Annotated in this window: 23 protein-coding genes; 6 read left to right on the forward strand and 17 right to left on the reverse strand. The window is 69.6% G+C overall.

The window, feature by feature from the left end:
- Positions 1–79 precede the first annotated feature (79 nt).
- Positions 80–595, forward strand: coding sequence for a CGNR zinc finger domain-containing protein (locus tag IG75_RS0113870; RefSeq protein ID WP_030521668.1), 516 nt, complete (start codon positions 80–82; stop codon positions 593–595).
- 7 nt (positions 596–602) lie between these two features.
- On the opposite strand, the gene IG75_RS0113875 is transcribed toward IG75_RS0113870, so the two are convergent.
- The 9 genes from IG75_RS0113875 to pgsA form a co-directional block, all read right to left on the reverse strand.
- A complete protein-coding gene (locus IG75_RS0113875) occupies positions 603–797 on the reverse strand; it encodes a DUF3046 domain-containing protein (RefSeq protein WP_030521669.1) in 195 nt (64 codons plus the stop codon).
- 43 nt (positions 798–840) lie between these two features.
- Positions 841–2,004 carry a glycosyltransferase gene (locus IG75_RS0113880; RefSeq protein ID WP_030521670.1) on the reverse strand — a complete coding sequence of 388 codons (1,164 nt, stop codon included), beginning with the start codon at positions 2,002–2,004 and terminating at the stop codon, positions 841–843.
- A 109-nt stretch (positions 2,005–2,113) separates the two neighbouring features.
- Complete coding sequence (locus tag IG75_RS0113885; RefSeq protein ID WP_030521671.1) at positions 2,114–2,827, reverse strand: PIG-L deacetylase family protein; 714 nt, start codon at positions 2,825–2,827, stop codon at positions 2,114–2,116.
- 96 nt (positions 2,828–2,923) lie between these two features.
- Positions 2,924–3,097, reverse strand: coding sequence for a hypothetical protein (locus IG75_RS39710; RefSeq protein WP_030521672.1), 174 nt, complete (start codon positions 3,095–3,097; stop codon positions 2,924–2,926).
- Between the two features lie 109 nt (positions 3,098–3,206).
- Positions 3,207–4,148 (reverse strand): phage shock envelope stress response protein PspM, encoded by a 942-nt coding sequence (gene pspM / locus IG75_RS0113895; RefSeq protein ID WP_063834138.1) that lies wholly within the window; start codon positions 4,146–4,148, stop codon positions 3,207–3,209.
- A gap of 29 nt (positions 4,149–4,177) precedes the next feature.
- On the reverse strand, positions 4,178–5,011 hold the full coding sequence (pspA, locus tag IG75_RS0113900; RefSeq protein ID WP_030521674.1) for a phage shock protein PspA: 834 nt from the start codon (positions 5,009–5,011) through the stop codon (positions 4,178–4,180).
- A gap of 222 nt (positions 5,012–5,233) precedes the next feature.
- Positions 5,234–5,668, reverse strand: coding sequence for a helix-turn-helix domain-containing protein (locus tag IG75_RS0113905; RefSeq protein ID WP_030521675.1), 435 nt, complete (start codon positions 5,666–5,668; stop codon positions 5,234–5,236).
- 107 nt (positions 5,669–5,775) lie between these two features.
- Positions 5,776–6,291 (reverse strand): CinA family protein, encoded by a 516-nt coding sequence (locus IG75_RS0113910; protein WP_030521676.1) that lies wholly within the window; start codon positions 6,289–6,291, stop codon positions 5,776–5,778.
- Positions 6,288–6,920, reverse strand: coding sequence for a CDP-diacylglycerol--glycerol-3-phosphate 3-phosphatidyltransferase (gene pgsA / locus IG75_RS0113915; RefSeq protein WP_245713173.1), 633 nt, complete (start codon positions 6,918–6,920; stop codon positions 6,288–6,290). The genes IG75_RS0113910 and pgsA overlap by 4 nt, the downstream gene beginning before the upstream one ends.
- A gap of 131 nt (positions 6,921–7,051) precedes the next feature.
- Here pgsA and IG75_RS0113920 point away from each other — a divergent pair, with 131 nt between their 5' ends.
- Positions 7,052–7,603, forward strand: a complete 552-nt coding sequence (locus tag IG75_RS0113920; RefSeq protein WP_030521678.1) for an amino-acid N-acetyltransferase — start codon at positions 7,052–7,054, stop codon at positions 7,601–7,603.
- 81 nt (positions 7,604–7,684) lie between these two features.
- Positions 7,685–7,969 carry a YciI family protein gene (locus IG75_RS0113925; RefSeq protein ID WP_030521679.1) on the forward strand — a complete coding sequence of 95 codons (285 nt, stop codon included), beginning with the start codon at positions 7,685–7,687 and terminating at the stop codon, positions 7,967–7,969.
- A gap of 47 nt (positions 7,970–8,016) precedes the next feature.
- Here IG75_RS0113925 and IG75_RS0113930 read toward each other — a convergent pair whose 3' ends face one another.
- The 3 genes from IG75_RS0113930 to IG75_RS0113940 all read right to left on the reverse strand — a co-directional run bounded on the left by IG75_RS0113930 (position 8,017) and on the right by IG75_RS0113940 (position 12,650).
- Positions 8,017–9,021, reverse strand: coding sequence for a TerC family protein (locus tag IG75_RS0113930; RefSeq protein ID WP_030521680.1), 1,005 nt, complete (start codon positions 9,019–9,021; stop codon positions 8,017–8,019).
- Between the two features lie 127 nt (positions 9,022–9,148).
- Positions 9,149–11,773, reverse strand: coding sequence for a DNA translocase FtsK (locus tag IG75_RS0113935; RefSeq protein ID WP_051714561.1), 2,625 nt, complete (start codon positions 11,771–11,773; stop codon positions 9,149–9,151).
- A gap of 253 nt (positions 11,774–12,026) precedes the next feature.
- The gene (locus IG75_RS0113940) at positions 12,027–12,650 is read right to left on the reverse strand and encodes a TIGR03085 family metal-binding protein (protein WP_156058890.1); all 624 of its coding nucleotides are present in this window, start codon (positions 12,648–12,650) and stop codon (positions 12,027–12,029) included.
- A gap of 123 nt (positions 12,651–12,773) precedes the next feature.
- On the opposite strand from IG75_RS0113940, the gene IG75_RS0113945 reads away from it, so the two are divergent.
- Together IG75_RS0113945 and IG75_RS0113950 are read left to right on the forward strand one after the other, a co-directional pair.
- On the forward strand, positions 12,774–13,169 hold the full coding sequence (locus IG75_RS0113945) for a DUF4189 domain-containing protein (RefSeq protein WP_030521683.1): 396 nt from the start codon (positions 12,774–12,776) through the stop codon (positions 13,167–13,169).
- A 67-nt stretch (positions 13,170–13,236) separates the two neighbouring features.
- A complete protein-coding gene (locus IG75_RS0113950) occupies positions 13,237–13,797 on the forward strand; it encodes a WKL family lipoprotein (RefSeq protein ID WP_082853951.1) in 561 nt (186 codons plus the stop codon).
- Between the two features lie 67 nt (positions 13,798–13,864).
- On the opposite strand, the gene IG75_RS0113955 is transcribed toward IG75_RS0113950, so the two are convergent.
- Positions 13,865–15,841, reverse strand: a complete 1,977-nt coding sequence (locus tag IG75_RS0113955) for a ribonuclease J (RefSeq protein WP_030521685.1) — start codon at positions 15,839–15,841, stop codon at positions 13,865–13,867.
- Positions 15,838–16,746, reverse strand: coding sequence for a 4-hydroxy-tetrahydrodipicolinate synthase (gene dapA / locus IG75_RS0113960; RefSeq protein ID WP_030521686.1), 909 nt, complete (start codon positions 16,744–16,746; stop codon positions 15,838–15,840). Before dapA ends, IG75_RS0113955 begins: the two co-directional genes overlap by 4 nt.
- Before the next feature lie 148 nt (positions 16,747–16,894).
- Between dapA and IG75_RS0113965 the strand changes: the two genes are divergently transcribed.
- Positions 16,895–17,344, forward strand: a complete 450-nt coding sequence (locus IG75_RS0113965) for a hypothetical protein (protein WP_030521687.1) — start codon at positions 16,895–16,897, stop codon at positions 17,342–17,344.
- Here the strand turns inward: IG75_RS0113965 and IG75_RS0113970 are convergent.
- From IG75_RS0113970 to IG75_RS0113980, 3 genes are read right to left on the reverse strand one after another with little or no spacing between them, the layout of a single operon-like run.
- Entirely contained in the window at positions 17,314–18,378 is a 1,065-nt protein-coding gene (locus IG75_RS0113970; RefSeq protein ID WP_051714563.1) for a hypothetical protein, read from the reverse strand. The two genes, IG75_RS0113965 and IG75_RS0113970, sit on opposite strands and share 31 nt — an antisense overlap.
- A complete protein-coding gene (locus IG75_RS0113975) occupies positions 18,359–19,672 on the reverse strand; it encodes a sensor histidine kinase (RefSeq protein WP_245713169.1) in 1,314 nt (437 codons plus the stop codon). The genes IG75_RS0113970 and IG75_RS0113975 overlap by 20 nt, the downstream gene beginning before the upstream one ends.
- Complete coding sequence (locus tag IG75_RS0113980) at positions 19,669–20,361, reverse strand: helix-turn-helix transcriptional regulator (protein WP_051714564.1); 693 nt, start codon at positions 20,359–20,361, stop codon at positions 19,669–19,671. The genes IG75_RS0113975 and IG75_RS0113980 overlap by 4 nt, the downstream gene beginning before the upstream one ends.
- Between the last annotated feature and the right edge of the window lie 42 nt (positions 20,362–20,403).

Consider the following 20,403-nt stretch of genomic DNA (forward strand, 5'->3'; position numbering starts at 1 on the left):
TCAACCGCTCAAATATCAATAGGTGGTTACACTGGGTTCGGATACTCCGACACGGACAAGGAGACCGTTACCCTCAGGCATGCTCGATCCACGCCCCCACCTCGGTGAACCGCCGGCCCTCGATCTGCTGAACACGCGGTGGATGGAGCACGGCCCGCGCGACCTGCTCACCGACGTGACGGGCCTGCGGATCTGGCTGGAGTCGGCGGGCCTGGCCGGAACGGCTCCCGTGGACGAACGGACCCTGGAAGCCGTGCTCACCGCCCGCTCCGCCGTGTACGACGCGGTCGTGCACGGCGCCCGCGACGCTCTCAACGAGGTACTCGACCGGGGACGTATCCGGCGTCACCTCGACGAGACCGGACCGATGGGCACCCCCGAGGTCGCCGACCCCGCCTGGCTACCCGGCTGGCTGGCGGCGGACAACCTGCTGCAACTGCTGGCCGAGGCGCCCGCCCGCATCCGCCGCTGCGCCCATCCCGACTGCGTGCTGTTCTTCTACGACACGTCCAAGAACGGAACCCGACGCTGGCATTCGATGGCGACCTGCGGCAACCGCGCGAAAGCGGCGCGCCATCATGCGCGCCGGAGCTGACCGCTGGTCACCAGCGAGCGCGCGGCACATCGAATTCGGCGCACAGCGCACGCCAGACATCACGCGGATCGACACCGGATTCGATGGCGTCGGCGCCGGTCCGGCCGCCGAGCGCGGGGATGACGTGATCGTTGAGCAGGGTGTCGCCCCGGGCCTCGCCGAATTCGGTGTGCATGAGTTCCTGGAATTCCGTCAACCGCACCGTGCACAAGATACCCGCACCGGCGCCGACGGGCTCGGAGCGGTCAGTGCGTACGCACCGAGTCCAGGACCCGGTGGCAGATCTGTACCGGATCGGCCGCCTCGGCGACTCCCGCGGCTGCCGACCGCGCCGCCGCGGTGAAACCCGGCTCGGCCAGCAGCCGCAGCACCGCGGCGCGCACCGCCTCCGGGGTGAGCGGGCGGACCAGCAGCGACGAACCCTGGCGTTGCGCGCGATTGGCGAGCTCCCACTGGTCGCCGCCACCCGGGACGGTCACCACGGGTACCCCGGCGGTCAATGATTTCGCCAGGAGCCCGTGGCCACCGCCTCCGACCACCACGGCGGCGTGGGTGAGGAGTTCGTCCTGCCGGCCGAGCCCGGCGGTCGCCCATTCCGGCAGCGATTCCGGTGGCTCGTCGAGCATCGAGATAGCCACCCGGACCCCCGCTCCCGCCAGGGCCTCCAGCACCGTCTCCGCCATCCCGGCCACCCCGGTGTGCGCGGTGGACGGCGCCACCATCACCAAGGGGTCGTCCCCCGGCGGTAACTCCAGGCGGCGGTCGGTGGGCTCCCACAACAGCGGGCCGACCAGTTCGGCCTCCTCCGGCCAGTCCGGCCGCGGTACCTCCAGCGCGGGCAGGGTGGCGACGAGCCGCGCCGCCGGACCCGGGTCGGTGGGCGGCAGACCCACCCCGGCCCGGGCGGCCTCCCGCTGCCGCTGCCCGGTCCGCACCGCGCGCGCGGTGAACATCCGCAGCACCGAATCCCGGGCACGACCGCGCACACCGGCGCCCGGCGCGAGCCCACTGCCGATCGGCGGCAGCCCTTTCGACGGAAGGTAGAGCGGATGCGGTGACAGTTCGACCCACGGCACCCGCAACCGCTCGGCGGCCATACCGCCCCCCGCGGTGAGCACATCGGAGACAACCAGTTCCGGCAGCATCGCGCCGAGTTCGGGCAGGATCTCGGTCGAGATATAGGCCGCCCGTTGATGAATGCGCGCCCCGGCGTCGCCGTCGTCGTCGGTCGGCCTGGGCGCCAGCCCCTTCAGCCGCCGTACCCCGATACCGGCCGCTCGCGCGGCCTCGAACCAGCGGGGGCCGGTGAAGAGGACGGGATCATCACCCGCGTCCCGGAAACGCAGGCAGAGCGCGATAGCGGGAAACGCATGACCCGGATCGGGACCGGCGACGACAGCCACTCGCATCCGGCCATGCTATCGGCGCGCCCGCAGGCGCCGAGTCCGGGCCGTGCCCGGGCGGCCGCGCCGGCCCATTTCGAGGCGTGTTCCGCCACCGCGGTACCGCGCCGGCAGCTCAGCCGGCGAAGGTGTACAGCTCGAACCCGACGGCGCGGTCGCCGGCGAAACCGTCCACCGGACCCGTGGTCATCGTGACCACCGCGCGCACCTGATCGGCCACCGGTTCCGGGCTCAATGCCTCCAGGTAGCGCCGGTGTTCGGCCAGTGACGCCTCGGCGGCGCCGACAGTGGCGGTGACGTCCACCGCGTGGGTGGCACCGGCCGGGACGGCCACGGCCGCCCAGCGCGCGGTCCACGGTGGTGGCTCGGTGATCTCGGGGAAGATCCACTCGTTGCCGGCATCGGATACCGCGTCGAGCGCCGCGCGGCCGACGGCCCGGTGGTCGGCACTGTTGACGATGCCAGGGGCCCAGGTCGGCCCGAAATGTCCCAGCACCACCAGTTCCGGACGGTGCCGGCGGATCGCCGCGGCCAGATCGCGGCGCAGAGCCGGGTTCGCTTCGATCCGGCCGTCCGGATGGCCGAGGAACTGCACCTCGCTCACCCCGACGACCGCGGCCGCGGCACGCTCTTCGGCTTCGCGCAACGGACCCGCCTCGGCAGGCGGCATACCGGCGATCCCCGCCTCCCCGGAGGTCACCAGCAGATAGCGCACCTCTTTGCCCTGGCCGGTCCAGCGGGCCACCGCGGCGGCGACTCCGTACTCGATATCGTCGGGGTGAGCGACGATCACCAGGGCCCGCTGCCAATCTTCCGGAAGGTGTTGCATGGCGCCATTCGAACACAGGCGCCCGCCCGATGACACGGAAAAGCCGGATGACCCTCCGGGCGGAGAGGCATCCGGCCGCATCGTCGCGTGGGCGGATCAGACCTTGGTGACCGAGTTGTCGTCCGAGCCGGAGATCGCCTTGTAGAGCAGGTACAGCCCGAACACCACCGCACTGATCACCAGAATCGGGAACAGCCCTTTGATCAGTGCGCCGATCACCGCCAGCGCTATCCAGACGACGGCGACCACGCCGATGATCTTCCACAGCATTTTGTGCCTCCCAGCGGTTGTCTCCTGCTTCGAGCATGACACCGCGGAGACGGGAAATCACCAGGTGAAGAGCAATATCCGGGGAAGATCAGGGTTGACCCTGAGACCGTTACGGGCGCCCGTGACCGCGGGGCACCTCGGCCACGGGCGAATGCCATGAGGGGTGGCCCGCGGCGGGCGGCAGCGGACCGGGAGCCCGGTCGGCGAGTTCGGTGAGTGCCTGCGCCCAGCCGTCCATCCGATCGGCCGCGTGCCGTAGATCGGCGACGATACCGTCGAACTCGTAGCGCAGCGCCCCTGTTTCGTCGACGGCGAGGACCCGGGTCGCCGCGGCGACCACCTGCTCGTACTCGGCGACGCCGCTGTCGAGCCGGGCCACGATCGACTGCAATGTCTCCCCGAGCCGATGCACGTCGGCCGCGTCGGCGATCTCGGCCGCGCCCCCGCCGAGGGTCCGGACCGCGCCTTCCATCGTGGCGATATCGGCGGCCAGCGCGGTGAGCGCGGCGGCACCGGAGCCGGCGGTGGCGATCAGATCCTCGAGTTCCTCGGCGGGCAGCCGGCGGGACCGGGCGATCTGCCCTGCCACCTCGTGCAACGCGCGTTCGGCACGGGTCAATCGAGTCATGGCGGGCCGGGCGGCGGATCGGCCGGCGGGAAGTTTGCGCGGGAGATAACCGGCCAGCGGCAGGGGCGACCGCCGCAACCGCAGGTAACGGCGGGTACTCAGGGCGGCGCCGGTGACCAGGACGACCGCCCCGCCGCCGAGCACCACGACCGCCCAGGCGGGGGCGGACAGGATCACCAGCCCGACCGCCCCGGCGGTGGTGAGGCCGGAGACCGTGCCGAGACCGATACTGCGCCGCCGGGCCCGGCGCCGCCGGCGGAGCTCGCGTTCCCGCGGATCGGCCCAGCGGCGGACCGCGACGAGCGCGTTCTCGCCGGCTTCCCGCAGACTGTCGGCGACGTAGGCCGCCTGCGGCTGTAGTTCGGGCCAGGCACGGGCGAACTCCCGGGACCCGGTGCGGAATCGGGACCTGTCAGACTTCATCGCTGTCCTCGCCGAACTCGGTGGAGCCGCTACTGCTGTGCGGTCCGGCCCTTGTCCATCTGTGGTTGTGGTTGTGCGGGTTCGGCCGCCGATTTCCCGGCGTCGAGCGCTGAGCCGGTGTTCCCGGCGGGCAGGGAATCGCCGCGCATGGACGCGCGGATCTGCTCGAGCCGGCTGTGGCCGGCCATCTGGACGCTGGCCTGCTGGACCTCGAGCATGCGCCCCTGGACGGTGTTCTGGGCGAGTTCGGCGGACCCCAGCGCGGTGGCGTAGCGGCGTTCGATCTTTTCCCGCACCGCGTCCAGGCTGGGGACGCTGCCGGGGGCGGACAGGGTGCTGTCCATCTGCTGCAGGGAGGCGCTGACCTGCTCCTGCATCTTGGCCTGTTCGAGCTGGCTGAGCAGCTTGGTACGCTCGGCGACCTTCTGCTGCAGCAGCATCGCGTTCTGCTCCACCGCCTTCTTGGCCTGCGCGGCGGCCTGCAGCGACTGATCGTGCAGCACCTTCAGATCCTCGACCGACTGTTCGGCGGTGACCAATTGCGCGGCGAACGCCTCGGCGGCGTTGGTGTACTGGATGGCCTTCTCGGCATCACCCGCGGCATTGGCCTGGTCGGCGAGGACGACGGCCTGACGGGCATTGGCGTTGAGCTTCTCGACCTCGTCGAGCTGCCGGTTCAGCTTCATCTCCAGCTGCCGCTGGTTCCCGATCACCGAGGCGGCCTGCTGGGACAGGGCCTGGTGCTGACGCTGAGCCTCTTCGATAGCCTGCTGAATCTGGACCTTCGGATCCGCGTGCTCCTCGATCTTGGAATCGAAGAGGGCCATCAGGTATTTCCAGGCCTTCGTGAACGGATTAGCCATCGGTTGATCCCGCCTCCATCTACTGTGCCGCCTGGGCGACTCGGAGTGCGCGACCGTCACGCACTCGGTATCTGCCTATCCTCCACCATGCGGCGCCGGGTCCCGGCCACCGAACGACGCCGCGTCTCGCCGAGAACGGCCGCGCCGACGCATACTACGAATCTATCCGGTCCCCGGCGCCACGCGCATTGTCACGATCGGGTATACGACGGCTATAACCGATCAGGCCGCTTCGACCAGCACGAGCGGACCGTTGGTGGGCGCCGGGATGACGATCCGGGTCTCGCCGTCGACCTGGGTCCGGGTGCCGTTCGCGGCCGCGACGGCGGCGGGTTCGGCGGTTGCGGGCTCGGCGGCCGGCTCCGCCGGTGCCGGGGTGGCCGCTTCGGCGGGTTCGCGGGCCGGGGCGGCGCCCGCCGGCAGATCCTCGCCGGCGATCGCGGTGCTCACGTCCCACAGCACCCGTGACAGCGGTACGTCGAGCGCCTCGCAGATCGCGGCCAGTAGTTCGCTGGACGCTTCCTTACGGCCCCGCTCGACTTCGGAGAGGTAGCCCAGGCTCACCCGCGCCGAGGTGGATACTTCACGCAGGGTCCGGCTCTGGGCGAGGCGCGCACGCCGCAGACTGTCCCCGATCGCTTCTCGCAGCAGCGTCATCGAGTTCTCCTTCTCCCGGTAGGCGTCGCCCACGGCACGCACGCGGTTCTCTCTTCGCACAACGTCGGAACCGGCCCCGAGGGTTCCCGGGCCGGTCGCGGAACTGCTCACCGGGTGGGTGATTCGCCCCGCACGCACCGCAGCAGTTCCCGAACCGCGGCCTGTGTCGCTGTGAACCTGATATTCCACCGGTCGCCGGTGAGTTTCAACCGCATCACCTCGGTATGCCCGGGCCCGGCGAGTCCGAGGAAGACGGTGCCGACCTCGATCCCGTCCTGCGGGTCGGGCCCGGCGACCCCGGTGAGCGCGATTCCCCAGTCGGCGACGCAGCGGGTCCGGGCGCCGACCGCGAGCTGTTGTGCGGTACTCGCGGCCACCGGCCCCTCCGCGGCCAGGACCTGTTCGTCGACCCCGGCCAGGCTGTGTTTGAGGTCTGTCGCGTACACCACCAGCCCGCCGCGCAGTACCGCGCTGGCACCGGGCACACTGGCGATCGTGGCGGAGACCAGGCCCGCGGTCAGTGATTCGGCGGTGGCGACGGTCTGTCCGCTGCCCTTCAGGACGGCGACGAGATCGGCGGCCACGCTGTCGGCGGTGAGCGGGCCGGTATGTCCGGCCGTCATCCGCGAGTCCGGTGCGGTCCGGCGAGCCACAACCTGGCCGCCTGGCCGACGTAGTCCAGGCCCGTGACCACAGTGAGAACCAACGCGATCCACATCAGCGTCATTCCCGCGGTGGCGAAACCACCCGAGAGCGGTAGCAGCAGCACTCCGATGGCCACCGATTGGACGAGGGTTTTGAGTTTCCCGCCACGACCGGCCGGGATGACGCCGCGGCGCACCACCGCCAGCCGCAGCAGGGTGATGCCGATCTCGCGCGCGCAGATGACGACGGTCATCCACCACGGCAGATCGCCCAGCATCGAGAGCCCGATAAGGGCCGCACCGATGAGCGCCTTGTCCGCAATGGGGTCGGCGAGTTTGCCGAAATCGGTGACCAGGCCGTATTTGCGGGCGAGCTGACCGTCGAACCGGTCGGTGATCGCGGCGAGGGCGAAAAGCAGAGTGGCGGTGATCCGCCAGCCGGTCTGATGCCCGCCACCGGCGAACAGCGCCAGGACGAACAGCGGTACCAGCGCGATCCGGATCATGGTGAGGATGTTCGCGATGTTCAGCAGCGGAACCGCGGACTCGGCGGGTGCGGGCACCAGACCACCGCGCGGTGGTCCGGGCACGGTCAGCCGCCGGTCCATCTCCTCGGGGTGCACGCTCATGGCCGCCTCTGCGCCGCGGCGCCGGGACAGGCGCGCGAGGTCGAGCGGGAGGGCGGAGTCTGCGGCACACACTCAGACTATCGGTAGCCCGGCCGACTACTGTGCACCCCATGACCTCACGGGGACCACTGAGTGGTTCGACCAGCGACGCACCCGGTACGCAGACCGCCACCGTGCGGGTGCGTCGCGCCCGCACCTCCGATGTCCCGGCGATCAAATCGCTCGTTGATGTATACGCGGGCCGCATCCTGCTGGAGAAGAACCTCGTCAATCTGTACGAGTCGGTACAGGAGTTCTGGGTGGCCGAGCTCGGCGACCGCGTGGTGGGCTGTGGTGCGCTGCACGTGCTGTGGGCCGACCTCGGTGAGGTGCGCACGGTGGCGGTTCTTCCTGAGGTGAAGGGCCACGGTGTGGGCAAAGTCATCGTGGAGCAACTGGTCGAGGTGGCGCGCGAGCTCGAGCTGCGGCGCTTGTTCGTGCTCACCTTCGAGGTCGAGTTCTTCGCCCGGCACGGTTTCGCGGAAATCGAGGGCACCCCGGTGACCGCCGAGGTGTACGCGGAGATGTGCCGGTCCTACGACACCGGTGTGGCGGAGTTCCTGGACCTCAGCTTTGTGAAACCGAACACTCTCGGCAACACCCGAATGCTGCTCACGCTCTGAGATTCACCGACTGCGGCGGTACCCACCGCTCCCGGTGGACGGCCGGCACCGCGGCGCCACCCCGCGCACTAGAGTCGACCGGTGCCTCTTTTCGCTGTTCACTACACCTATTCCGAAGTCACCGTCCCGGCTCGGGACACCCATCGTCCGCGTCACCGGGCGTGGCTGGCCGACCGGCTTTCGGAGGGCGCGCTGCTGAGCAGCGGGCCGTACCCGGACGGTTCCGGCGCCCTGCTGCTGTTCCGCGCGGCCGATGCCGCGGCACTGGACGAACTGCTGGCTCAGGACCCGTTCGCTCAGGAGAAGCTGGTCGATGACGTGCGGGCCGTCGAATGGCAGCCCGTACTCGGCACGTTCGCCGACTGAGCGGTACCGCGTCCCGGCCGGGTCGGCGCCCGGCCGGGACGCACCGGCTACTCGCCCGGGCCGGCGGCCGACTTCGACCGGGCCTGCCCACGGGTGCGTAGCAGGCTGGCGACGGTCGCGACGACCAGGATGCCGAGGATCACCGACAACGACAGCGCGGTGGAGATCTCCGGGACACTCACGTGCTCGCCGCCGTTGATGAACGGCAGGGTGTTCTCGTGCAGTGCGTGCAGCACCAGTTTGATCCCGATGAAGGCCAGGATGGCCGCGAGACCGTAGGACAGGTAGACCAACCGGTCCAACAGGCCGCCGATCAGGAAGAAGAGCTGGCGCAGCCCCATCAACGCGAACGCGTTCGCGGTGAACACGATGTAGGGCTCCTCGGTGAGGCCGTAGATGGCCGGAATCGAGTCGAGCGCGAACAGCAGATCGGCGAATCCGATGGCCACCAGTGCCAGCAGCATCGGCGTGAGCACGCGCCGGCCGTCGATCCGGGTGACCAGCTTGTCGCCGTCATAGGTCTCGGTGGTCGGTACGAAGCGCTTGATGAGCGCGACGATCCGGCTGTCGCGTTTCTGTTCCTCTTCGACCTCGTGGCCGCTCTCCTTCACGAGCTTGACCGCGGTGTAGACCAGGAACAATCCGAACAGGTAGAAGACCCAGCTGAAGGCGCTGATGGCGGCGGCGCCCACCGCGATGAAGATACCGCGCATGACCAGGGCCACCACGATGCCGATGAGCAGCACCTTCTGCTGGTAGATGCGGGGCACCGCGAAGGTGGACATGATGATCAGGAAGATGAACAGGTTGTCCACCGAGAGCGCTTTCTCGGTGACGAAACCGGCGTAGTACTCACCGGCGAAGGTCCCGCCCCATTTCCAGGCGATCACCCCGCCGAAGGCCAGCGCCAGGCCGATGTAGACCGCGGACCAGAAGCCGGACTCACGGAAGGTCGGTTCGTGCGGGGTCCGCACATGGGCGAAGAAATCGAAGACGAACAACCCGAGGATCACCACGATGGTGATTCCCCAGACGAGAGCGGTTACCTGCATACGGCGATCCGTTCAGCGGTGCGAGTCATATACCAATCATGCCCGATATGCCCGTTTCAGCCGACTTGCGGGGTGGTTGCCCGCTATCGTCGCATATGAGCGCGCCCGGTCACCGACGGCACGCCTGTCATCCGGCGTCCGGCGCCGGCGCTTCCTCGTCGCCGCCGCCCCGGATCGACCACAGCAGGCCGTCGAGTTCGTCCGGTTTGATCAGCACATCGCGCGCCTTGGAACCTTCGCTCGGCCCCACCACGCCCCGGGTCTCCATCAGGTCCATCAAACGGCCCGCCTTCGCGAACCCCACCCGCAACTTGCGCTGCAGCATGGACGTGGACCCGAATTGCGAGGTGACCACCAGTTCCACCGCCTGCAGGAACACGTCGAGATCGTCGCCGATATCGGGGTCGACGTCCTTCTTCTCCCCGGCCTTGGCCGCGGTGACGCCCTCGGTGTACTCCGGTTCGGCCTGGTTCTTGGTGAACTCGACGACCCCGTGGATCTCCTCGTCGCTGATGAAGGCGCCCTGCAACCGGGTCGGTTTACCGGCGCCCATCGGCAGGAACAGGCCGTCTCCCATACCGATGAGTTTCTCGGCGCCGGGCTGATCGAGGATTACGCGCGAATCGGTGAGCGAGGAGGTCGCGAACGCCAGCCGGGACGGCACATTGGTCTTGATCAGGCCGGTCACCACATCCACCGACGGCCGCTGGGTGGCCAGCACCAGATGGATACCGGCGGCCCGCGCCTTCTGGGTGATCCGGACGATGGCGTCCTCGACGTCGCGGGGCGCGGTCATCATCAGATCGGCGAGTTCGTCGACGATGGCCAGAATGTAGGGGTAGGGCCGGTACACCCGTTCGCTGCCCAGCGGCGTGGTGATGGCGCCGGATTTCACCTTGCGGTTGAAGTCGTCGATATGGCGGACCTTGCTGGCCTGCATGTCCTGATACCGCTGTTCCATCTCCTCCACCAGCCAGGCCAGCGCCGCGGCGGCCTTCTTCGGCTGGGTGATGATGGGCGTGATCAGATGCGGGATCCCCTCGTAGGGGGTCAGTTCCACCATCTTCGGGTCGATCAGGATCATCCGGACCTCGTCCGGGGTGGCCCGCTGCAACAGCGACACCAGCATCGAGTTCACGAAACTCGACTTACCGGAACCGGTGGAACCCGCGACCAGCAGATGCGGCATCTTGGCCAGATTGGCCGAGACGAACTCGCCCTCGATGTTCTTGCCGAGTCCGATGACCAGCGGATGATGATCGTTGCGGGTGGACGGCGCGGTGAGCACATCGGCGAGGCGGACCAGTTCCCGGTCGGCATTGGGTACCTCGATACCCACGGCGGACTTCCCCGGGATCGGCGCGAGCAGGCGCACGTTCTCGGTCGCCACGGCATAGGCGATATTGCGGGTCAGCGCGGTGATCTTCTCGACTTTCACGCCGGGCCCGAGTTCCACCTCGTACCGGGTGACGGTCGGCCCCCGGACGAACCCGGTGACCGCGGCATCGATCTTGAACTGCACCAGTACCTCGGTGATCGCCTCGATCATCGATTCGTTGGCGGCGCTGCGTTTCCGGGGCGGGTCGCCTTCGACCAGCAAATCGATCGGCGGCAGCGTGTAATCGCCCTCGGTGACCCGGTCGGTGACGAACTCCGGATCCGGAAGCGGCGGCGGAGTCTGATCGACCACCGCGGGCGCGGCGGGTTTGCGCTTCTTACGCCGTGCGGGTTGTTCGCCCTCCGGGGCGGCGGGGATCGATTTGGCGTCGCGCAGGGGCGGCTCGGCCGCGGATCCCGCCGATTCGTCGGCCGGGTAGTTCTCGGCGGGAGTACGAGTGCGACGGCGAGATCTGGTGGGAGCCTCCCCCACGCCGGTCTCGTACTCGTCGACCGGATCGTAGCCGTCCCGATAGTCCGCCTCACCCTCGTAACCGGGAGCGCCGAAGAATTCGCGCAGTCGCTGCGGCGCCTCGCGCACCGTTGTGCCGGTCACCAGCAGCACACCGAACACCATCGCCAGCAGCAGTATCGGCACCGACAGCCAGGCGGTGAGGCCATCGGTCACCGGACCACCGATCACGAATCCCACGAACCCGGCTCCCTCGGCACGCCCGGCGGCGTCGGTGGGGGCACCGTCGGCGATATGCCACAGTCCGAGCAACGGCAACCCGATCAGCAGACCACCCAGCACCAGCCGGGGCCGGATCTCCGGGCGGGGTTCGGTACGCATGAGCACCACCGCGACAGCGGAGGCGACGAACGGCAGCAGCGCCGAGGCCGAACCGGTGACCGCACGGATGACCGCGTCCACCGCGCGCCCGATCGGCCCGCCGGCGGACAGCCAGACAGCGGCCGCGATCACCGCGCTGAGCGCGATCAAACCGAGAGCGGCCCCGTCGCGCCGATGACCGTGTTCGATCTCCCCGGCTCTGCTGAGGGCCCGCGTGGTGGCGCCCAGTCCACGGGCGGCCATGGTCCAGCCGCCGCCCACCATGCGGCCGAACACCGCCAGCGGCGCCGTATCGGAACGACGTGCGGCGGTGGGCCGGCGCGCCGCGGTGCGGCGGGGACGGGCGCTGTTGGCCGGGCGCGCGGCCGCCTTACGGGTGGTTCTACGAGCCGGACCCTGGGCCGCGGCCGCGCCGGCCGCGCCGCGTGTACTACCCGAACGAGAACGCGCCGCGGTGGTCCGCCCCCGAGCCGATCCCGCCCGCGCACCAGGTGTGGTCGTGCCGCGGGACTTACCTGCCATGGCCTCAGGCTAGCCGCAACAACCCCACGGGGACCATCCGCAACACTGGTTACCGCCGCCCGACGACGCGCGATACCGGCTCGCGGGGATGGGCGGGCTACTCCGCAGCGCAGTCGTCACGCGGTAGGCAGCGGGGTCGTCACGCGGCACGCAGCGACGGCGATACCTGCGACGACGGTCGTCGAAATGCGGCGCGGACACGGTGAGGGGGCTGGTCCGCTGCCTCGCCCACGACCCGCGCCGCCGGTGGCGTTCAGATGGAGCGGTCGAGTTCGAGCACCTGCCGGACGGCGTCGGGTTCGCCGGCCGATTCGATCCGGACCTGATCGCGACCGAAGGCGTGCAACAACAATTCCGACGGCGCGCCGGTCAGGGTCACCACCGGACCGGTACCGTCCACGATCCGGACCCGCTCCCCGCCGGGCGTGGCGAGTTCCACCGGTACCGGCGATTTCCGGTACGCCATCTTCCCCATCTTGCGTACCGTCGCCCACAGCCGCTGCTGATCCTCCGCCGACAACTCCCGCGGTTCCCAGCCCGGGCTCGCCCGGCGGACATCCTCGTGATGGACGAACATCTCGCCGAGATTGGCGATCGCGTCCACCGGGCGCAGCGGTGACCACCAGGGCGGCCCGGTACGAATCTTGTCCAGCAGCTCGTCGAACTCCCGGCCGGCCGCTTTGTCCTGCACCTTCTGCAGATAACCGGCGAAGGGCGCCAACATGATTCCCGGCGCGGCATCGGGCCGTCGCTCCCGGACCACCAGGTGTGCCGCGAGGTCGCGTACCGTCCACGCACCACATAGGGTGGGCGCGTCCGGGCCGGTGCCCTTCATCGTTTCGACCAATGCACGGCGTTCACGCTGAGCCATGTTCACACGATGAATCTAGCCGAGACCCAGCCATCGGGGAGGGAACGTGTTGCCGATCCGGTTGCTCACCGGCAGAGATGCTCTGTACTTTGTCATTCGGTCCATAGGGTCGTGGACCGAAATACACAGATGGGAACACCTTTGAAGAAGATTCTCACCGTTGCCGCCGTTCTGGTGGCGACCATCGGCTCGATGTTCGTCGCTTCGGTGACGCCGGCGCACGCCCAGTACAGCAGTTACTACGGCGCCATCGCGGTGTCCCTGTCCACCGGCAACTACGGCTGGTCCTACGACTACGACAGCTACTCCGAGGCCGAGTCGGCCGCGGAGAGCAGCTGCGGTGCCGCCGACTGCGTCGCCAAGATCTCCTGGCGCAACGGATGTGGCGCGCTGGCGGTTTCGGACAACTGGCTGAGCTACGGCTCCGGCGCCACCAAGGCCGCCGCCCGGTCCGAGGCGCTGGCCAACAACCCGGGCAATGCCTACATCGAGCACTGGAACTGCACTTCCGGCTACGACCTGTGAGTTCGTACCGACCACATTTTCCGGCCGGCGCCGAACTCGCCGACTACACCGTAGGGGAATCAGAACTGTGAAAATTCGACCGATCCGGGTCGTGGCCGCCGCGACGATGGCCGCCGCCGCCCTGACCTTCACCGCATGCTCGTCCACCGAGGACTCCTCGACCGAGGCCGCCGCGACCAGCACCGAGGCCGCCGCCGAGTTCGAATCGGGTAAGACCCAGGACGGCCGGGAGGAGGGCAAGGCGCCGACCACCACACCCGCGCCGAATCTGCCCAAGCCGACGGCCGAGGAACTCAACGACAAGATCAACCGGGCGCTCGACGGCTCGGTCGGCGAAGACGAGAAGCTGGCCTGGATCGAGGACGCCGAACAGGATCCGCAGCTGGTCGACAAGCTGGTCGAGGCGGCCAAGAAGAACGAGGTCACCGTCAAGATCACCAATGTCGGCGAACCGGTCGGCGGCAAGGTGACCGCCGATGCCGATGTGACCATCGGCGGCAGCCCGGTGGAGAACGCGACCGTCGATTTCGTGGCCGAAGGCGATCAGTGGAAGATCGCGCACGGCTTCGCGTGCAATATCGTCAAATCCGCGCAGCTGGATTCGGCGGCCTGCCAGCCCGACGCCTGAGCCACGCGGAGCTCCGCAGAGACGAGAAACCGCCGGAGGGCTCGGCCCTCCGGCGGTTTCCGTTCGTTCAGACGCCGATCACGGTCGGCACGATCATCGGACGCCGCCGGTAGGTATCGGCGACCCAGCGGCCCACGATCCGCCGCACGGCCTGGGCGATGCGATGCGTATCGGTGACGCCTTCACCGGCCAGTCGCAGCAGTTCGGCTTCCACCAGCTCCGCCGCCTCCGCCAGCGCGGTCGGATCATCGGAGAACCCGCGCCCGCTGACCTCCGGCGGACTCACCGCCTTACCGGTGGTCTCGTCGACGGCCACCGTGATGGCGATGAAACCGCCCTCGCCCAGCACGAGCCGGTCCGACAGCGTGGATTCACCGACATCGCCGACCGACAAGCCGTCCACGTAGACATGCCCGACCGGGACACGGCCGACGATGGAGGCGATTCCGTCGACCAGATCGACCACCACACCGTCCTCGGCCAGCACTACCCGTTCCTCGGGGACCCCGGTGGCGACGGCGAGCGCGGCATTGGCGCGCAGATGCCGCCATTCACCGTGCACCGGCATGGCGTTGGTCGGCCGGACCGCATTGTACAGGTACAGCAGTTCCCCGGCCGACGCGTGCCCGGACACGTGCACCTTCGCGTTCTGCTGGGTGATCACGGTGGCGCCGAGGCGGGCCAGCCCGTTGACGACCGTGAACACCGAGTTCTCGTTGCCCGGGATCAGCGAGGAGGCCAGCACGACCAGATCGTCGGCCCGGATATGGATCTGCCGGTGCTCACCCCGGGCCATCCGGGACAGCGCCGACAGCGGCTCGCCCTGCGAACCGGTGGAGATGAGCACCAGTTTGTCGCCCGGCAGGGTGGCCGCCTGATCGAGATCGACGACGATCCCGTCGGGCACCGACAGATAGCCCAGATCCTGCGCGATCTGCATATTGCGGACCATGGACCGGCCGACGAAGCACACCCGGCGCCCGTACTTCTGCGCCACGTCCACCACCTGCTGGATCCGGTGCACATGGCTGGCGAAGGACGCCACGATCACCCGGTTGCGCGCCTTACCGATCACGGTATCCAGGACACCGCCGATCTCGCGTTCCGGGGTGACGAAACCCGGTACCTCGGCGTTGGTGGAATCGACCAGGAACAGGTCCACGCCCTCGTCGCCGAGTCGGGAGAAACCGGCGAGGTCGGTGAGCCGGCCGTCGAGCGGCAGCTGATCGAGCTTGATGTCCCCGGTGTGCAGCACCGTCCCCGCGGGGGTGCGGATGGCCACCGCGAGGGCGTCCGGGATGGAGTGATTGACCGCGAAGTATTCGCATTCGAACGGCCCGTGCTCGGTGCGCTCCCCCTCGGTGACCTCGAGCAGCCGCGGATGCAACCGGTGCTCCCGGCATTTCGCGGCGACCAATGCGAGGGTGAACTTGGAGCCGACCACCGGGATGTCCGGGCGCAACCGCAGCAGGAACGGTACGGCGCCGATATGGTCCTCGTGCCCGTGGGTCAGGACCACAGCCGCCACATCGTCGATGCGGTCCTCGATCGGCCGGAAATCGGGCAGGATCAGGTCCACACCGGGCTGCTGGTCCTCGGGGAAGAGCACTCCGCAGTCGACGATCAGCAGTTTGCCGCCGTACTCGAAAACGGTCATATTGCGCCCGATCTCGCCGATACCGCCGAGCGCGAAGACCCGCAGGCCCTGCTTCGGAAGCTTCGGTGGCAGCGAGAGCCGGTCCTGGGCGGCGGCCTCCGGGGTGACCGCGGGCGCGGAACGGGCCTGCTCGCCACGGCCGCGGCCGGACTGCCGGCCCCTCCCGCCGCGACGCGACCGCTGGCCCCGGGCTTCCGGGGCGGCGGTTTCGGTCACGGGCGCGGATTCGGTTGCCACCGTCTCGGTTTCCCTTTCGACAGTGGGTTCGGCGGGCTCGGCCGCCACGGGCGTGGGCACGGGTTCCTGCTGCGGTTCGGGCGCGGGTGCGGCCGGACCGGCTTCACGCCGGGCGGTGCGGCGGGGGCGGCGGGCGGCGGGTTCACTCATTCGAGCACCCCGGCGGCCCGCAGGTCCGCGGCCAGATCCTCGAGCTGCTCCGGACTGGGCATGATCTGCGGCAGTCGCGGTTCACCGGCGTCGATACCGAGCAGGCGGAGCCCGCCCTTGGTCATCGCGACCCCGCCGAGGCGGGCCATTGCGGCATTGAGCCACAACAGACTGGTGTTGACATCGCGCGCCCGCACCACATCTCCGGCGGTGAACGCGTCCACCATCTCGCGCAGTCGCTCCGGGACCAGATGCCCGATCACACTGATGAAACCGACCGCGCCCATCGCCAGCCACGGCAGGTTCAACATATCGTCGCCGGAGTAGAAGGCCAGATCGGTTTCGGCGATGAGCGCCGCCCCCGCGTTCAGATCACCCTTGGCGTCCTTGACCGCGACGATCCGCGGGTGTTCGGCGAGCCGGCGAATGGTGTCGGAGGCGATCGGAACGACCGATCGCGGCGGAATGTCGTAGAGGGTGACCGGTAGGTCGGTGGCGTCGGCGACCGCGGTGAAATGCGCGTACAGGCCTTCCTGGGTCGGTCGCGAATAGTAGGGAGTCACCACCAGCAGGCCGTGCGCGCCCGCGCGCTGGGCGTTACGCGCCAGCTCGATCGAATGTGCCGTGTCGTACGTGCCGGCGCCGGCGATCACGGTGGCCCGGTTGCCGACCGCGTCGACGACCGCCCGCAGCAGATCCGCCTTCTCCGATTCGGTGGTGGTGGGCGATTCGCCGGTGGTTCCGGAGATCGCGAGCAGGTCGACGCCCCGATCGACCAGACGATGTGCCAGGGAGACGCCGGTGTCTATGTCGAGCTTGCCCTCGGCACTGAAGGGGGTCACCATCGCGACACCTACTGTGCCGGACGCGCTCAACACCGGGGGCGTCGATTCACCGTTCGTCATGGTCAGAAAGGCTACCCGGTCATCTGGTACGGCTCGACACCCTCGTCTGTGTTCTCGGCCGCCGAACCGACCGCCGACGGCATGATACCGCCATCTCGCCGTCATTTCCGTCCTTGAACGACATCAGAAATGGCGTCACACTGGTGTCATGGATTTGACCAGATACACCGCCCGCATCCGGGACGACCTGGTGGCCGCCGCCGCCCTGGGTGACGAGAAGACCCAGGCCACGGCCGCCGCGCTCGCCGGCGCGGTGGAGAACTCGGCCCGGTTGGCCCTGCTCTCGGCCCTCACCGAACTCGCCGATACCGTCAGCGCCGAACTGGGCGACCGCACCGTGCGTGTCTCCCTGCACGGCACCGAAGCCGATATCGAGGTGCGTCGCGCTCCGGCCGGCGACAACCCGAGCTTCGAGGAGATGACCGGCGATATCAGCCGGGTCACCCTGCGTCTGGTCGAACAGGTGAAGGCGCGCGCCGAAGAAGCCGCCGCGCAGAGCGGACAGTCGTTGAACTCCTGGATGTCCGGAGTGGTGTCCGGCGCGCTGCGCGACCAGATGCGGGGCGGCTATGGCCCCAAACGCGACGAGCAGTCGTAGTCCCCGGCCCGGCTCGTCCCGCGACCAGGGTCTGCCCCCGACGCCGCGATATCGCTACGCCGGTCGTCTCCCCCGGCGCTGACCAGCACGGTCGCGAGGAGGCGCCGGCCCGCGGGAAGTACCCGGACCGTCACCGCGCCCGCGGTGGCGGCCGCCAGTGCCTCGATCGCGATCCGCACGACCTTCTCCCGGTCCGCGGCCGATGCCTGCGCGAAACCACCGTCGTCGAGCAACAGCACCTCGACCCCGCGGGACCGGGCCCCGCGGGCCGCGCCGATGAGCTGGTCGGTCACCAGTTGCGGCGCGCGCAGGCTGTCCCGTAATTCGGCCTCGAGCAGCCGGCACTGCTCCCGTTCTGCCGCCGACAATTCGGCACCGCGGGCGATCCGTTCGAGAAGCGGGCGGGCGACCCGATCCAGCCGGGCGAGCTGGCGGACCCGCTCGGCATGCTCCGCCGCCATGGTCGCCTCCGCGGCCGCGCGCATCGCCGCGTCTTCGTGCAGCACTCGCAGCGACCGCTGCGTCGGGCGCAGGATCAGCGCGCACACCGAGGTGCCGGCCACGGCGCACAGCGCGAGGATCGGCATGACCAGTGAACCGATCCCGACATCCAGTGCGATCTCGAGGACTGCCAGGGTCGCGGCCACCGCGGCCGCGCCGGCCCAGGCCGCACCGATCCGGCCGCGCAGCGCGAGCACGGCCAGTACGTAGGAGAAGGCGAAGGCGGCCCATTGACCCCGGACCGCGCCGTCGTGGAAATTCAGATTGGTCGACACCACCGCCGCGAGGCCGATCAGCAGCACGGTGCCGGTGGCCGGCCACGGGAGCGGCTCGCCGGGCACGAGAGCCACGATCACCGCACCGGCCAGCATCGCGGCCGACGCGGGTACGGCCTGCGCGAGCGGGACGGCCCGGAAGGTCGGCAGCATATGCAGCGCGATCGTGGTGGCCAGCCCGGCCAGGAAGAACCAGCCGGCCCGGCCGCGCATACCGAGCAGTGCGCGCAGTTCGGTATCACCGTCCCGCTCGGGCATCGCCGTCCTCTCCGTGGCCGGCCCACATCAGCGTGACCGTGGTGCCCGCTCCCGGCGCCGAGTCCACGGACCCGGCGCCGCCGGGCAGCTGCCGCATCCGGCCCAGGATGCTGACCGAGACACCGAGCCGGTCGGACGGCACGGCGTGCAGGTCGAAACCCGCCCCGTCGTCGCGCACAACGACCCGCAGTCCGTCCGCATCGACCGTGACCGTCACCGTGTGCCGGACAGTGCGCCCGGGCACGCCCGCATGACGCAGACTGTTGCGGGTGGCCTCGGTGAGCGCCGCGGCCACCGTGCCCGCCGCATGCCAGGGCATCCGCAACGTGGCGCCGCTCTCGCGCTGCCGCACCGTGAATTCGACGCTCCGGCTCACCTCCCGCACTGCCGAGCGCAGGAATCCGGCCACCGAATCGGCATCCAGAATCGCCGGCTGGGACTCGACGATCCGGGTCTCGTCGAGTTGGTCGAGGGCGCGCTGGGCCTGATCCCGCAGGACCGGTGCCTGGCCCGCGGTACGAGACGCGTCCAGCAGCGTGGACAGCACCGCGTCGTGGATGAGGGCGGCGAACCGGGCGCGCTCCCGTTCCCGGGCGGCGGCGCCCGCGACCGCCGCCGCCAGCTCGCTCGACCGCATGGTTTCCCGGTCCACCCGGGCGCCCGCCCGACGGGCGTACACCACGCACCACAGCACCAGCAGGCACAGTGTCGCGTCGCGCGCGAAGGCGTCGAGAGCCTGCGCCGGCGAGGTGTCGCCGAGCAGGAAGTACAGAGACGCGCCCGGCAATGCCACCGCGAGCACGAGATATCCGCCCGCGAGCAGCGGATGCCACGCGAGCGCGGCCGCCAGGACACCGATCGCCATCAGGCGGTAGGCCCACACCGGTCCCGGGGCCGCCGCGATCGGCGGAAGGTAGGGCAGCAGCAGGACCATGGCGGCCAGATAACCGAGCGCGGCGGCTCCGGCCGCCGGCCGGATCGACCGCGGCCCGGCGAGCAGCGAAACACCCGCGAGCACCGGCAACATCCCGAACGCGACCGATACGGTCAGCACGGACCACAGCAGCGGAATCCCGCGATGCTGCAGGACGATTTCGGGCAGTTCCAGCAGCGCGGCGATCGTACCGGCCAGGCCGATCACCAGGCCGAACGCGCGTAGCACCCGATCGGCGGCCGGTTCCCGTCCCGCGCCGCGACCGGGCGCGAGCACCGCGCGCACCCGGCCTGCGACGCCCGGCCCGCCCCACGCCGCGACCGGGCCGCCCGCCGCGGCGGTGCCGAACCCGGGTCTCACCGGCGGCGTGCGGGGACCGGCAACCAGCCGTCCTCCACCGCCCGCTTGTACAGGTCGGTCTTGGTGGGTGCGGGACGTCCCGCGTCGGCGTACTTCTGCCGGATCCGGCCCAGATAGTCGTTGACGGTCTGTTCCGACAGGCCGGTCAGCCGGGCCACCCGGGAGGCCTTCTCCCCGGAGGCGTACAGAGTGAGCACCTCTTCCTGCCGGGGGCTCAGACCCACCCCGGACAGGTGCGGGTCACCGTCGATGGCCGCGGCCCAGTCGGTGGTCACCACCTGTTCACCGGAGGCCGCGCGGCGGACCGCCGCGACCACCGCGGCCACATCCTCCGACTTGCGCAACACACCCAGTACCCCCGCCCGCGCGGCCGAACGCACCAGATACGGATTCTCCGCGCCGGTGTACACCAATACCTCGACGCCGCGGGCACGCAAAGCTCGCACATTGTCCTCGGGCACGGAATCGTCGCCGAGCCGCAGATCCAGCACGACCAGGTCCAGCACCCAGGCGCCGCCGAGTAGGCAGGCCGGATGCTCCAGCAGTCCGGCGACCGTGGTGGCGGTCGCGACCAGCCTCAGATCCGGATGCGGCCCGAGCATCGCGCCCAATCCGATCGCCACCGATTCGTGGTCCTCCACCAACCCGATCCGGTGTGGCACATCTGTTTTCGCGACAGCGTCGCTCACCTCTGAACTCCCGTCACCCCGACCCGGTCTTCTGTCCAGAAG

Origin of the sequence: Nocardia rhamnosiphila NBRC 108938 (genome assembly GCF_000720425.1) — a bacterium.
Classification (GTDB): Bacteria; Actinomycetota; Actinomycetes; order Mycobacteriales; family Mycobacteriaceae; genus Nocardia; species Nocardia rhamnosiphila.

Bases quoted from the DNA above. Each gene is read 5' to 3' on its own strand.
- IG75_RS0113870 (WP_030521668.1), top strand. From the start codon at position 80: ATGCTCGATCCACGCCCCCACCTCGGTGAACCGCCGGCCCTCGATCTG.
- IG75_RS0113880 (WP_030521670.1), bottom strand. From the start codon at position 2,004: ATGCGAGTGGCTGTCGTCGCCGGTCCCGATCCGGGTCATGCGTTTCCC.
- IG75_RS0113885 (WP_030521671.1), bottom strand. From the start codon at position 2,827: ATGCAACACCTTCCGGAAGATTGGCAGCGGGCCCTGGTGATCGTCGCT.
- IG75_RS39710 (WP_030521672.1), bottom strand. From the start codon at position 3,097: ATGCTGTGGAAGATCATCGGCGTGGTCGCCGTCGTCTGGATAGCGCTG.
- pspM (WP_063834138.1), bottom strand. From the start codon at position 4,148: ATGAAGTCTGACAGGTCCCGATTCCGCACCGGGTCCCGGGAGTTCGCC.
- pspA (WP_030521674.1), bottom strand. From the start codon at position 5,011: ATGGCTAATCCGTTCACGAAGGCCTGGAAATACCTGATGGCCCTCTTC.
- IG75_RS0113905 (WP_030521675.1), bottom strand. From the start codon at position 5,668: ATGACGCTGCTGCGAGAAGCGATCGGGGACAGTCTGCGGCGTGCGCGC.
- IG75_RS0113910 (WP_030521676.1), bottom strand. From the start codon at position 6,291: ATGACGGCCGGACATACCGGCCCGCTCACCGCCGACAGCGTGGCCGCC.
- pgsA (WP_245713173.1), bottom strand. From the start codon at position 6,920: ATGGACCGGCGGCTGACCGTGCCCGGACCACCGCGCGGTGGTCTGGTG.
- IG75_RS0113920 (WP_030521678.1), top strand. From the start codon at position 7,052: ATGACCTCACGGGGACCACTGAGTGGTTCGACCAGCGACGCACCCGGT.
- IG75_RS0113930 (WP_030521680.1), bottom strand. From the start codon at position 9,021: ATGCAGGTAACCGCTCTCGTCTGGGGAATCACCATCGTGGTGATCCTC.
- IG75_RS0113935 (WP_051714561.1), bottom strand. From the start codon at position 11,773: ATGGCAGGTAAGTCCCGCGGCACGACCACACCTGGTGCGCGGGCGGGA.
- IG75_RS0113945 (WP_030521683.1), top strand. From the start codon at position 12,774: ATGGGAACACCTTTGAAGAAGATTCTCACCGTTGCCGCCGTTCTGGTG.
- IG75_RS0113955 (WP_030521685.1), bottom strand. From the start codon at position 15,841: ATGAGTGAACCCGCCGCCCGCCGCCCCCGCCGCACCGCCCGGCGTGAA.
- dapA (WP_030521686.1), bottom strand. From the start codon at position 16,746: ATGACGAACGGTGAATCGACGCCCCCGGTGTTGAGCGCGTCCGGCACA.
- IG75_RS0113965 (WP_030521687.1), top strand. From the start codon at position 16,895: ATGGATTTGACCAGATACACCGCCCGCATCCGGGACGACCTGGTGGCC.
- IG75_RS0113970 (WP_051714563.1), bottom strand. From the start codon at position 18,378: ATGCCCGAGCGGGACGGTGATACCGAACTGCGCGCACTGCTCGGTATG.